9 protein-coding genes are annotated in these 12333 nt (G+C 66.4%); 3 read left to right on the top strand and 6 right to left on the bottom strand.

Annotated elements, in window-relative coordinates; genetic code table 11:
* Positions 1–89 precede the first annotated feature (89 nt).
* The 3 genes from HR086_RS48305 to HR086_RS04615 all read right to left on the bottom strand — a co-directional run bounded on the left by HR086_RS48305 (position 90) and on the right by HR086_RS04615 (position 3180).
* Complete coding sequence (locus HR086_RS48305; protein ID WP_254614784.1) at positions 90–290, bottom strand: hypothetical protein; 201 nt, start codon at positions 288–290, stop codon at positions 90–92.
* Positions 274–1146: a TIGR02996 domain-containing protein gene (locus tag HR086_RS04620; RefSeq protein ID WP_254626172.1), complete on the bottom strand. Its 873-nt coding sequence runs from the start codon at positions 1144–1146 to the stop codon at positions 274–276. Before HR086_RS04620 ends, HR086_RS48305 begins: the two co-directional genes overlap by 17 nt.
* Positions 1147–1416: 270 nt before the next feature.
* Positions 1417–3180 carry a family 43 glycosylhydrolase gene (locus HR086_RS04615; protein ID WP_254626171.1) on the bottom strand — a complete coding sequence of 588 codons (1764 nt, stop codon included), beginning with the start codon at positions 3178–3180 and terminating at the stop codon, positions 1417–1419.
* A 522-nt stretch (positions 3181–3702) separates the two neighbouring features.
* Between HR086_RS04615 and HR086_RS04610 the strand changes: the two genes are divergently transcribed.
* Positions 3703–5622, top strand: a complete 1920-nt coding sequence (locus HR086_RS04610; RefSeq protein ID WP_174463877.1) for an FG-GAP-like repeat-containing protein — start codon at positions 3703–3705, stop codon at positions 5620–5622.
* Positions 5623–5949: 327 nt separating this feature from the next.
* The gene (locus HR086_RS04605) at positions 5950–6318 is read left to right on the top strand and encodes a glutathione S-transferase N-terminal domain-containing protein (protein WP_174463876.1); all 369 of its coding nucleotides are present in this window, start codon (positions 5950–5952) and stop codon (positions 6316–6318) included.
* A 71-nt stretch (positions 6319–6389) separates the two neighbouring features.
* Here the strand turns inward: HR086_RS04605 and HR086_RS04600 are convergent, their stop codons facing one another.
* Positions 6390–6593 carry a transcription termination/antitermination NusG family protein gene (locus HR086_RS04600; RefSeq protein ID WP_174458322.1) on the bottom strand — a complete coding sequence of 68 codons (204 nt, stop codon included), beginning with the start codon at positions 6591–6593 and terminating at the stop codon, positions 6390–6392.
* A 144-nt stretch (positions 6594–6737) separates the two neighbouring features.
* Positions 6738–7325, bottom strand: a complete 588-nt coding sequence (locus HR086_RS04595; RefSeq protein ID WP_174458323.1) for a TetR/AcrR family transcriptional regulator — start codon at positions 7323–7325, stop codon at positions 6738–6740.
* A gap of 176 nt (positions 7326–7501) precedes the next feature.
* Between HR086_RS04595 and HR086_RS04590 the strand changes: the two genes are divergently transcribed.
* Positions 7502–9268, top strand: coding sequence for a CocE/NonD family hydrolase (locus HR086_RS04590; RefSeq protein ID WP_174464965.1), 1767 nt, complete (start codon positions 7502–7504; stop codon positions 9266–9268).
* A 220-nt stretch (positions 9269–9488) separates the two neighbouring features.
* Here the strand turns inward: HR086_RS04590 and HR086_RS04585 are convergent, their stop codons facing one another.
* A complete protein-coding gene (locus HR086_RS04585) occupies positions 9489–12317 on the bottom strand; it encodes a M20/M25/M40 family metallo-hydrolase (protein ID WP_174464964.1) in 2829 nt (942 codons plus the stop codon).
* Positions 12318–12333 lie beyond the last annotated feature (16 nt).

Here is a 12333-nt window from a genome sequence, read left to right as displayed (position 1 = left end):
TTGGCTTCGGTCGTATCCCTTTCACGGTTTGTCGATGTGCGAGGTGCTTCCGCGATTGCTGAAAATTCGTCCCTGACGAGACCTGGCCGCTACTCGCCCACCGCGACGTAGCGCTCATCCTCGTCGTAGTTGCGCTGGTTGCCCGCCGCCACGGTGTCCGCCAGCTTCGCCACCAGCTTCGCCCCCTCCGGGGTGAGCGTGTTCTCCGTCACGTCCAGGTGCTTGAGGTGTTTGAACGCCTCGGCATTGTCCGCGAGCACCTTCGCGCCCAGGTCAGACAGACAGCCCATGGACAGGTCCAGCTTCTCGAGCTGGGGGAGCACCTTCGCGGTGGGCAACGCCTTCGCCAGCTCGTCCGTGAACTCCGCGTTGCACAAGCCCAGGGCCTTGAGGGCTGGCAATGGACTTGACGACCGCCAACGGCAGACGCCCTGTCTCGAGGGTGAAGTCGCGCAGCTCTGGCAGGTCCATTTCGCCCAGGTCCAGGGCCGCGCCGCGCAGCCGCAGCGAGCGCAGGTGGGGCAGCGCCGCGTAGAGCCCCGAGACGCCGTTCAGGTAGGTCCAGGAGATTTCCAATTCCCTGGGGTAGTCGAAGTCGCCGAGGAAGAGGCTCTGAATCGTCGATGAGCCTTTGGCCTGGATGATGGCCTGGGTGACGTCTTCGTAGTCGTTCCCCCCGTCCGCCGTCACGATGCCGACGGTGAGTGACTTGAGGAATCGCGCGGAAGGGTGGGCAAGCAGCGTCGACACCGTCTCCGATACATCGAGCGTGGAGTTGAATTCCTTGCGACCCACTCTCGCGGCGCGGATGAACCCCAGGTGCCACTCCAGCGAGAGTTCCTCATCGGCCCACGGTGTCGCCAGCGAGCCGAGCAGCAGCGCCTGGTGCTTCTGGATGAGCGCCGTTACCCGGCGCTTGAGGTCGCTGGCCTCCGCGCCTTCGGCCTTCGATGCCGCGTGCTGGAGCGCGATGAGTTCACCGCGTGGGTCGCCCTGGCTCTGGAGCCAGTCTCCATAGACGAGGTACGTTTCTACGTTGTCCGGGTCCTTGAGGAGGGTGGCTTCGAACTCCGGATTGGATTTGCCCTCCGGCGTGCTCTCGCTGAGCTCGTTGGAGCTTGCTTCCTCGACCTCGTCCCGCGCCATGGCTGTCCACTCCCGCGCCGAACGTGGCGCGCCTCGGACCAGACGCTAGTGAGGTGGACCGTCACATGGCGAGGAGAACAGCGCCCCGGTGAGATATCTGGCGCCATTCTCCTCATGACCGCAGTCACCGTCGGGGCGCCTGCTGCGTGCCTCCTGGAGCCAGCACCTCCCTGGGAAGTCCATGGGTTGCGAGGCCGTCCTGGGGAGGCATGTATGGGCCTCCGGGTGGCATCGTCGTGCCTGCGCACCCGGAGGGGAGCTACAGGCGGCTCAGGGGATGACGATGTGCGAGTGCATGCCGCGCCCGTCATATGGCGTGGCGCCGCAGCGGGCACGGGCCCAGTCGCCATTCACCGCGGAGCAGATGCGGAAGGCCTGGATGTTGGAGGAGGGCACGTTGATGCCGGGCGTGTCGCAGCGCCCCAGGTAGGTCCAGGAGAGGCTCTTGTTGACGGAGGTGACGCCGATGCAGGGGCCAATCCACGCGCCGGTGTCTCGTCGCTGCACGTCGATGGAGTACTGAGCGGTGGTCTCCTCCTCGCTCCAGCTCAAGTCCACGAAGGGCGTGTAGCCACCCGGCAGGTCCAGGGTGACGTCGTCGGAGATGCCGTCATAGGCCCGCTCGACGAAGGGGCCCCAGACGTTGTTGTTCGAATAGAAGATGCGGAAGGCGGCGATGTCGCCTTTGGTCACCACGCGGTCTCCAGCGCTGCGGCACACCCCGTCGAAGACGGTCTTGTTGGCCTGTCCCAGGACGGCCACGGAGAGGCACGGGCCAACCACCGTGCCGTCGCGCAGCACGACGTCGAGCGAGTAGCTGTACCCGGTCAGCTTGTTCCACCGGACGTTCACCTGGTTGAGCGAGTGCAGCGAGCCGTCCGGCTTGAAGGCGACGCGTTGTTTGTACGTGCTGCGCGAGGTGAGGTTGCCCGAGGCGTCGAAGGCGCCGACGTGGAAGATGTTGAAATACTCACCCCGGCGCTCGACGATGACGTTGTGGCCGTGGCTCTGCACCAGCCTGCCAGCGGTGTTGCGCAGGGGCTGGGAGAGTCGCCGCACCGCCCGTGCTCGCGTGAGCTGGGGGATGGAGTCTCCCATCACATAATACATGGCGTACTGGCTGTTGTACCAACCACCGCTGAGGAGCAGGTAGTACTGGCCGTTGCGCTTGAAGACCTCGGGGGCCTCGTTGATGCCTTCCTCGTAGGCGGGCGTCGAGAAGATGGCCGGGCCCGCGTGGTTGTAGACGGTGCCGGGGGCGGCGGTGTTGAAGGAGGAGATGTTGTTGCCCCGGTCGAACCAGACATAGAAGAACCAGCGGCCCGATGTGTCATTGAACGTGGCCGAGTCGATGCGGATGTTCCGGTTGCAGCCCTGAGGCAGGCACCCGGTGCCGGTGGAGGTGCGAGGCCAGGTGGTGTTGGCGTTGATGGGCTGGGGCGCGCCGAACTGGAGGTTCAGGTCGGGAGCGGTGGCCACGAAGGTGGTCACCTCCTGGCCGGACGGAGGACACGCGGCGCCGTTGGGGACCCGGTGCGCCGAGAAGTACAGCTGGTACACGCCTTCGTATTTGCCGAGGTCCGGGGCCCAGAGGAAGCAATAGTCATACACGGGGTCGGCCACGGACGGGTCATAGGAGCGCTTGAGCTGGAAGCTCGTCAGGTCTCGCGTCTCGTAGATGGGTAACTGCCACCCGTTGCCGGTGCCGGACAGGAAGAACAGGTCATCGTGTTCCTTGTAGACGTCGGGGTCCGCCATCCCCGGGACGAGCAGTGTGCGCCGTCCGTAGTCGCCACCGCGCGTGGCGCAGGCGGCGTCGGTGAAGCCCTCGTCACAGATGCAGCGCGCGGTGCCTGCCTCGTCACGACAGACGCCATGACCGCTGCAGGTGACGCCGTCGCAGACGCCAGCGAGGGCGTGCGATGTCGAGTGAGCCTCTTGTTTGGGCTCCAGCTCCGGTGACGATTCACCCCCACATCCGACGAAGACCAGGAAGAGCGCGGACAGCGAGACGACGACACGTGCGATGTGCATGGACTTCCTCCTGGGAGCAGCGTCGCAGGAAGGAGGCATCGGATCATGCATCTGTAGAAAGAGCGCCTCTCGTCATCCCGCTCGGTCCACGGGACGCCCCGGACGTCGGGTGTGATCCCACGCTCCTCGGACATGAGATCAGACCTTCTCGAAGAAGGCGATCAGGCGGCTCGTCACCTCTTCGCCTTCGTCTCCACACGAAGGGACGTGCGGGCAAGACGCCCAAGGACGTCTGCGTCGTCGGGGCGCTGCCCACCTGCGGGCGACTCAGCGTCGAATCTGTGATGGGTTTGTGCTGACTCATGCATGGTTTGGCTGTGCGAAACTACGGGCATTGTGCCGAATCGGCAGGAATCTTACCGCGGTCATGAATTGGTAATTGACAGGCCACCATCGGGGCGTTATAAATTTCACTGCGGGTGAATAAAAACAGCCCGCGTTCAACGTCAGTCTAGCTTGGTGCCCGCGAGCTCCGCGCAAGCCGTCGCGAGGCCGTGGTGCGTCCTTTCAGGGGGGAACTCAATGAAACACAAATCAATTTCGCTCGTCATCATGATCACGGGGGCCGGTTTGCTCGGCCTCATCGGCGGTTGCAGCCCGATTTCCGTCGAAGACAATGACGCGTACGTCGGTTCGGCCGACTCCGCCCTCACCGCCGACCAGTGCGACTACTTCGACGTCAATGGTAAGGTCCATATCTGCCACAAGACCAGCTCGACGACTCATCCCTACACAATCGTCCGTGTTAGCGAGCAGGCGTGTATCAACGCGCACAGCGCTCACGACGGCGACTACGTCACCAGCCTCGACCCGACCTCGCCGATCTACGACCCGACGTGCAGCGGCCAGGGCTGCCTGTCCGTGAACGCGCCGTGCGACGCCACGGTCCCCTGTTGCGACGGCCTCACGTGCCAGAGCGGCACCTGCGTCGACGTCAACGAGTGCGTCGCCGGTACCGACAACTGTAGCGAAAACGCCACCTGTACCAACACCGTGGGCTCCTTCACCTGCGCCTGCAATGCGGGCTACGAGGGCGACGGCGTGACCTGCACCAACATCGACGAGTGCGCCGCAAGCCCCTGCCTGAATGGCGGCACCTGCATCGACGGCGTGGGTAGCTACACCTGCGAGTGCGCGCCTACCTACGAGGGGCCCAACTGCCAGGATTGCTCCGGCACCCTCGGGGACTGCAACGGGGACTCGTCCGACGGCTGCGAGGTGAATCTCCAGAGCGACGCCGATAGCTGTGGCGCCTGCGGCATCGTGTGCGCGACGGGCCAGATCTGCTCGAACGCCACCTGCCAGGCCGCCCCCCCCGGCCAGGTCCCCGGCACGCCGGTCAGCACCCCCGCGAACCACAACCCGCTGGCCCCGGCGGTCGCCGATGTGAATGGCGACGGCAAGCTCGACATCCTGGTGGCCAACGCCGAATCGGGGTCGATCCTGTTCCCCTCTGGCTCGCTTTCCGTTTTCCTGGGGAACGGCGACGCCAGCGTCCAGCCGGAGGTCAACTACGGGAGCGCCTCGCTCTCCAGCAACGCGGTCGTGGCCGTGGACGTGGACGGCGACGGGTGGCTCGACGCCGTCACCGTCAACGGACAGACCAACCTGCTCCTCATCAACGGAAACATCAGCGTGTACAAGAACCTGGGTCCGAGCGCGCCCGGGACCTTCGGCGCGCCCACGAGTTTCACCACCGGCACCCCGGGCTCCGTCCACCTCTGCACCGGGGACTTCAATCACGACGGGGTGGCTGACATCGCCACGACAAGCGTGACCCTGAGCCAGGTGAGCGTGCTCTTCGGTACCGGCGCGGGCAGCTTCGGCGCGCCGACGTTCATCGGCATCCCGAACACCGGCGGCGCGCAGTCGACCATCGCCTGCCGTGACCTGAACAGCGATGGCGTCTCCGATATCGTGGTGACGAGCCCCGCCAGCGCACGCCTGTCGATCCTCATCAACCAGGGCGACGGCTCGTTCGCCGCACCCGTCGCCTACAGCAATTCCGCCAGCGGCCAGACGGCGGGCATCGCCTTCGGCGACGCCAACGGCGACGGCACGCTCGACATCCTCTCGAACGGCGCGGCCGGCCGGTTCCTCTTCTTCTTCAGAGGGAACGGCAATGGCACCTTCGCGAGCGGCGTTCAGTCAACCGCCGCGGCCAATACGGCCGCCAACTCGGCGCTGGGCGTCGTGGCCGATGACTTCAATGGCGATGGCAAGCTCGACGCCTACATCCTCGTGACAGCGGCCTCGGGCGGCGTCCGCCCGATGACCGGCAACGGCAACGGAGGCTTCACCGCGGGCGCCGTCGTCACGACCGGCGCCTCGCCTGGCCTCAACGCCATCGCCACCGCGGACATGGACGCGGATGGGTACGCCGATCTCATCCTGACCAACAGGGGCTCCGGCACCGTGACCGTGGTCCCGAACGGACTCTGAGGAGCTGTCCGCGATGCCGCAATGGGGCGGTGTGCCCTGATTTCAGCGCGGTCTCGATAGGAGAATCGGTGCGCCGCGTGTTTCGCGCGCGGCGCACCGGGTGAGAGTCCCCTGTTCGAGGAGCTCCGCAATCGGCCGGCCTCCTGAAAGCTGCTGACGGGCAAACGGATACGGTAGGACCGGGCATGCAGCGCGCCGCAATCCGATTGTGCTCACCACGGGCATCGCGAAGAAGGGTGAACGCTTGGTGGGGGTGTCCCCTCGGTATGCGTGCGAGCTCGAGAGCGGAGGCTGGAGAGGGGTGCCCGCGAGAAGTAGGGTGGGCGCATGCTCAAGATCGACAGCTTTTCGCGAGTCGACAAGATGGCGCGCGGCATCACGCGTGACCTGCGCGTGAACTGGGCGCTCGAAGAGATCGGAATGCCATACGAGATCGTGGGCATGGATCACCCCAACCACGACCTGGACTCACCGGAGTTCCGCGCGAAGAACCCGTTCGGGCAGCTTCCCGTGAACGACGACAACGGCGTCGTGGTCACCGCCATCTTCCGGGCCATCCGCTCCTTCGGGGTGCGTCCCGCGGGCAGACGGCCGCTGACTTTCGGTGGCGCTTCCCCATGCTTCTGGCGGCCGGTAGCGATGGATGGCTCGACGCCAACTGACTCCAGCCAGTGGACATTCTTCGCGGAGAAGTAGCCTGCGTCCGCGCTCAGCTTTCGGGGCACCGCTTCGAGGTGGGCGGCTGCCCGGTCCAACATTGAGCATCCTCATCCCCGGCCGGGCAAGCCCTCGCTACGAATACCGCGACAGGCTCTTCGCTGGATGAGCACGTATCCTGGAGAGTTCATTCCGTCGGCGGGAATCCATGTCTGGCAATGCAAGTCATAGGCCTTCATCCGTTCAAGGAGCGCGTCCTTCACCCTGTTCTCGTGGCCCGTGTTGACTTGGATCTTGAACCAGCTCTTGGCCATGATGTCTCGCTCTCCTGAGCGGTTCCGCCGCACGCAACGCGGACTCCTCCCGCACTGTTAATCATGCAGCCTTGGAAAGTGCGCCTCTCGGTCAACGGGACGCCCCGGGCGTCGGGTGCGGTCCCACGCTCCTCGGACATGGGCTCAGACCTTCTCGAAGAAGGCGACCAGGCGGCTTGCGACGAGCTCACTGTCGAGGTCACGGTCGATGCTGACCCTGACCACGAAGCCTTGAACGGCCGTGACGACGGCGTCGGAAATCTCGTCCGCGGCAGTGTCCGGATTCCTCGTTCTTGCTCGCGCGGGAGCCTGACACCAGGGTAGCAACGCTGACCGCACGAGTGCGCGAAACTCGATCACACTGTCCCGAGCGATCTCTTCAATCTCCGCGTCGCGAGGCACGTCCGCCCATATCTGAAGGAGGGTCTGCGCGTGCGCCTTGTCGCTCCTCGACCGCAGCAGGTGCGCGAGGACGCTGGCGGGAGTGCGCTCCGCGGGCAGCTCGTCACTCACCGTCGCGACCAGCTCGCTCAGCGCCATCGAGGCGGCGAAGCGCAAGAGCTCGGCCTTGCTCGAGAAGTGCGAGTAGACCGAGCCGGCGGATGAGCCCGCCTCGCGGATGATGTCCGCCATCGAGGTGCTGGTGACGCCCTGACGAGCAAAGCAGCGCATGGCTGCAGCCGCGATGCTCTCGCGCCGCCGCTGCCTCGAACCTTCGCTCAGCTTGGGCATGACGGAAGATTAATCCCACTCACGACAGATTCGTCACACCTCCGTTCGACTTGACAAACAGAATGAACGTTCTTTATGTCGAGGAGGCCGGGAGCGCGGATATCCATGTCCGGGGCCCGAAGGACGCGGACCGGCACGGGGCTGGTCCCTGGTTGAAGAGACACGAGGAGTTCGTCATGAGCGATGACCAGAAGGTGTTCGTACCGTCCCAGCCGTTGAAGCCGGGCGCCAGGTACGGCGTCTTGAGTGGGTTCGAACCAGGCACGCGAACCCTGCCGGCCGGATTCAAGATCGCGCCCCCGTTCCAGTCGGTGCCGGTCGAAATCGTCCTCGAGAAGGACGTTGCCGTCACCTTGAGGGACGGCGTGAAGATCTACGTCGATGTGCTTCGCCCCGCCGGAACGCAGAAGGTGCCGGTCATCGTGGCATGGAGCCCGTACGGGAAGGGCCAGGGGACCTCCCCGAGCGTGATGGGCATCTTCCAGATGGTCGGGCTCGACAACGGGATTGTGTCGGGGCTGGAGAAGTTCGAGGGGCCGGACCCGGCGTACTGGTGCGCGCGGGGCTACGCGATCTGCAATCCCGACATTCGGGGCGTGGCCGAGTCCGACGGGGACAGCGTCATCTGGGATCGCCAGGAGGGACGCGACTGCTACGACCTGATCGAGTGGCTGGCCGTCCAGGAGTGGTGCACCGGTAAGGTCGCGATGAGCGGGACGTCCTATCTCGCGGTGTCGCAGTGGTTCACCGCCGCCGAACAGCCCCCGCACCTCGCGGCGATCAACCCCTGGGAGGGCGTCAGTGACGTCTACAGGGACCTCGTCCTGCGCGGCGGCATGCCCGACACGGGGTTCGCGAGGCAGTTGCAGGACAACAGCTACTGGGGCAAGGGGCGCAAAGAGGACATCCTCGCGGAGGCCGAGCGGTATCCCCTCATGACCGAACTGTGGGAGAACAAGATCCCGCGCTTCGAGCAGATCACCGTTCCGGCATACGTGGTGGCCAGCTACTCGAACACCCTGCACACGGCGGGCACGTTCCGCGCATGGCGCCGGATGGCCTCGAAGGAGAAGTGGCTCCGCATCCACAACTCCCAGGAGTGGCCCGACTACTACGACGAAGCGAACAGGGAGGAGCTGCGCCGCTTCTTCGACCGCTACCTGAAGGGCGAGAACAACGGGTGGGAGCAGACGCCGCGCGTCCGGTACTCGGTCCTGGATCTCGAAGGCGGCGATCAGGTCGCGGTCGGTGCGGGCGAGTTCCCCCCGAAGGACGTCACGCCGACGAAGTACTACCTCGACGGCCGCTCGCGCGCCTTGACCACAACAGCCCCGAGCGCTGAAGCGACGGTGGTCTACGACGTGAGCTCCAACCCCGATGCGGTGTCGTTCATCACGCGCTTCGACAAGGAGACCGTCCTGGTCGGCTACCCGAAGGCGCACCTCTGGGTCCAAGCACGCGGCTCGGACGACATGGACCTCTTCATCCTCGTCCAGAAGCTCGATGCGTACGGCACGCCCCTGCAGCAGTTCACCGTGCCCAACCAGAGCGCGCTGGTGCAGGACATCACCGAGCGCGGCGCATCGATTCTCCGGTACAAGGGCTCGGACGGACGCCTGCGTGTCTCTCTGCGCCACCTGGACGAGACGCTGTCGACCGATGCGGTGCCCGCCCACAGCTTCGACAGGGTCGAGAAGCTCTCACCTGGTGAGGTCGTCGAGGTCGAAATCGATCTGCTCCCGATCGGCCTCGCGTTCCACTCCGGCGAACAGCTCCGCTTCGTCATCAGCGGCAGGAGCCTTCTGGGAACGATGATGCCCGGAATCCGCGAGTACACGCCTGCCAACAGCGGACAGCACGTCGTCCACACCGGCGGCAAGCACGCCTCCTATCTGCAACTGCCCGTCCAGGCGAGGCGTCAAGGAACGGCAGTCAAGGGGTGATCGACCCAACGAGAGACGATGGCTTTTGGCTGTCGACCTCGTGTCCGTTCCCACTGTCTTGCTTTCAAGCTTCGGCCCGGACCTGGTCCGTGGGGTTGAGTCCCGCTGACTCAGGTGCAGCGGAAGCACCACGGGCCCGGGGCGTCCTGCTGGAACGCCATCCGGGCCCGCGCTGTGATTCACCTTCGGGGGCTCGACTCGAGCCCCAATACAAATCAGCTCAGCGAGGGCGCTTGCTCTCCTGGAACGTCACCTCGAGCGGGACTTCCTTGCCCTCGCGCAGCACTCGCGCCTCCACCGTCTCACCCGGCTTGGAGGAGTTGAGCACGAACATCAGGTCCTCCACGCCGCCGATGACGTGCTTGCCCAGTCGCACGAGGATGTCACCCCGCAGCATTCCAGCCTGGTCCGCCGCGCCTCCCGCGCGCACTCCCGCGAGCAACATGCCCTTCTGCCCGTTGGGCGGGCCCGCATAGTCAGGCACCGTGCCCAGCGACGCGTTGAAGCTGCGCAGGTCTCCGCGCGGAGTGGGGGAGGGGACCTTGCGGTAGGTCAACGCCGCCGTCCCATCCAGGCCCACCGTCACGGCCGACACGATGCGCGCCACCTGCGCGGTGCCCACCGCGTTGATGCCCTCCACCGTGTCCGTGGGCTTGTGGTAGTCCGAGTGCGCTCCCGTGAAGAAGTGCAGCACCGGCACGCCCGCCGCGTAGAAGGGCGAGTGGTCGCTCGGGCCGTACCCGTCACCGCTCGGGTTGCAGGTGACGCGAGCCTCGTCGCACGCGCGCGCGAGCAGTGGCCCCCACTCGGTGGCGGACTCGGCGCCCAGCACCGACAGGCCACCGGACCGCAGCCGGCCCACCATGTCCAGGTTCAGCATCGCGGTGACCTGCTTCATCCCCGCGTCCCCCCGCTGCCGGGTGAAGTGCGTGGAGCCGAGCAGGCCCGTCTCCTCACCCGAGAACGCGAGGAAGAGCACGTCGTGCTTCAGCTCCGCGCGGCGCTCCTTCAGCGTGCGGGCAATCTCCAACAGCGCCGCGACGCCCGAGGCGTTGTCATCCGCGCCGCCATGCGCCTCGTGCCGGTCCGGCATCAGCGAGCCACGTCCACCGAAGCCCAGGTGGTCATAGTGCGCGCCCACCACGACGAGGCCCGGCAGCTTGCCCTCGCCCGCCTCCAGCACCGCCGCGACGTTGAAGGCCGCGCGCTGCTCGAACTCGAGCTTCACGTCCACCTGCGCGTCCACGCGCTTGCGCGCCAGCAGCGAGCCCATCACCGGCTCCATCGCCGCGCGCTTCACCACGACGACCGGGAGCCCCGCGTCGCCCACCCCCTCGGGATGCAGGACGGGCAGGGTCGCCTCGGGAGGCATCCGCCACTCCTTGGGCGCGGGCGTGGGAGCCTGGGGCCAGTCCACGACGATGAGCGCCTTCGCGCCACGCTGCGCCGCCTGCCAGGCCTTGTAGCGGAGGTCACCGAAGCGGCGCTGCTTGTCCGTGTCGGAGAACTCGGGGGCGTCCGGGACGAAGCGGCGCACCACGACAATCTTCCCCTTCACCGACAGCTTCGCGTAGTCGTCCACCTTGAGCGACGGCTCCACGATTCCGTAACCCGCGAACACCAGCGCGCCCTGCGCCTGTCCCTGTCCGGAGAAGCCGAGCACCGTGTACGCATCCGTCGGGAGCACCGTCTTCCCGAGTCGCACCTGAGTCCCAGCCCCGGGCTGCACGGCGGTGGTGACGGGGAACGCCTGCCGGAACGTCCCGGTGTCACCCGCGGGCGTCAGACCCAGCTCCTGGAACCGCGTCTCGATGAGTCCTCCGGCGGCCTCAAGGCCCTTCGTGCCGATGCCCCGACCCTCCTGTGCGGGCGCCGCGAGGAAGGAGACGTCCTCGCGGATGCGGTCCGCGGCGGCCGACGGCGCACCCGAGGCCGGCTTCACGTCATCCACCCAGCGGGCAATGAACAGGTTGGTGTCGCTCTTTCCCTGCGCGGTGGCGCGGTTGCTGGAGAAGGCCAGCCACTTGCCGTCCGGCGAGAACATGGGGAAGCCGTCGAAGCCCGGCGCATACGTGATGCGCTCCAGGTTGGAGCCGTCCACGTCCACCGCCCAGATGTCGAACTCGCGGCCCTTGGGGTCGCCGTGGTTCGAGGCGAACAGGATGCGCCGGCCATTGGGGTGGAAGAAGGGAGCGAAGGCGGCGCCGTTCAGCCAGGTGATCTGCTTCGCCTCCGAGCCGTCCGCGTTGGCCACGTACAGCTCCAGCTTCGTCGGCCGCACCAGTCCGCGCTTGAGTAGTCCCTGGTAGTCGTCCAGGGCCTTGCCGGCCTGCGGACGCGACGCGCGCCAGACAATCTTGGAGCAGTCCGCGTTGAAGAACGCGCCGCCGTCATAGCCGGGCGTGTGCGTCAGCCGCTTCACGTTCTTCCCGTCGCGGTCCATCCGGTACAGCTCCAGGTCGCCATCCCGCACGGACGTGAAGATGATGGAGCCGTCCTTGCCGCAGACAGTGCCCTCCGCGTCGTAGCCCGGCGTCTCCGTCAGTCGCGTCAGCCCGCTGCCATCCGCGTTCGACTTGAAGATGTCGTACGTGTCGTACAGGGCCCAGACGTAACCCATGGAGTGGTCGGGCTTGGGCGGGCACGCCTCGCCACCCAAATGCGTGGAGGCGTAGATGATCGCCTGGTCGCCGGGCAGGAAGTGCGCGCACGTCGTCGCGCCCTGGCCGCTGGAGACCGGCGTCACCGTGGCGGCGGCGCCGCTCGCGGGGTCCACAGCCATCCGGTAGATGCGGTCACAGCCCATGCCCTCGTGCCGGGCCTGGAGCGACAGCTGCTTGCCGTCGAAGGACCAGTAGGCCTCGGCGTTCTCTCCGCCGAAGGTCATCTGCCGCAGGTCTGCCAGCCGGACTTCTTCCGGGAGCGCGGGCACCTGGGGCGCGGTGCCTCCGGGGCCGGAGCTCGCCGCGGTCTCGGAGGTCGACGGCGACGTGTTGGAGGGAGTGGCGCAGGACACCAGGGCCAGGAAGGACAGGAGTGCACGCTTCATGGGGCGCGACCATGTC

The organism is Myxococcus sp. CA039A (assembly GCF_013336645.1).
Taxonomy (GTDB): domain Bacteria; phylum Myxococcota; class Myxococcia; order Myxococcales; family Myxococcaceae; genus Myxococcus; species Myxococcus llanfairpwllgwyngyllgogerychwyrndrobwllllantysiliogogogochensis.
This window is presented reverse-complemented; position numbering and strand designations above follow the sequence as displayed.

Excerpts from the sequence above, each read along its gene's own strand:
- HR086_RS04585 (WP_174464964.1), bottom strand. The coding sequence starts at position 12,317 with ATGAAGCGTGCACTCCTGTCCTTCCTGGCCCTGGTGTCCTGCGCCACT.
- HR086_RS04590 (WP_174464965.1), top strand. The coding sequence starts at position 7,502 with ATGAGCGATGACCAGAAGGTGTTCGTACCGTCCCAGCCGTTGAAGCCG.
- HR086_RS04610 (WP_174463877.1), top strand. The coding sequence starts at position 3,703 with ATGAAACACAAATCAATTTCGCTCGTCATCATGATCACGGGGGCCGGT.
- HR086_RS48305 (WP_254614784.1), bottom strand. The coding sequence starts at position 290 with ATGGGCTGTCTGTCTGACCTGGGCGCGAAGGTGCTCGCGGACAATGCC.
- HR086_RS04615 (WP_254626171.1), bottom strand. The coding sequence starts at position 3,180 with ATGCACATCGCACGTGTCGTCGTCTCGCTGTCCGCGCTCTTCCTGGTC.
- HR086_RS04600 (WP_174458322.1), bottom strand. The coding sequence starts at position 6,593 with ATGGCCAAGAGCTGGTTCAAGATCCAAGTCAACACGGGCCACGAGAAC.
- HR086_RS04620 (WP_254626172.1), bottom strand. The coding sequence starts at position 1,146 with ATGGCGCGGGACGAGGTCGAGGAAGCAAGCTCCAACGAGCTCAGCGAG.
- HR086_RS04605 (WP_174463876.1), top strand. The coding sequence starts at position 5,950 with ATGCTCAAGATCGACAGCTTTTCGCGAGTCGACAAGATGGCGCGCGGC.
- HR086_RS04595 (WP_174458323.1), bottom strand. The coding sequence starts at position 7,325 with ATGCCCAAGCTGAGCGAAGGTTCGAGGCAGCGGCGGCGCGAGAGCATC.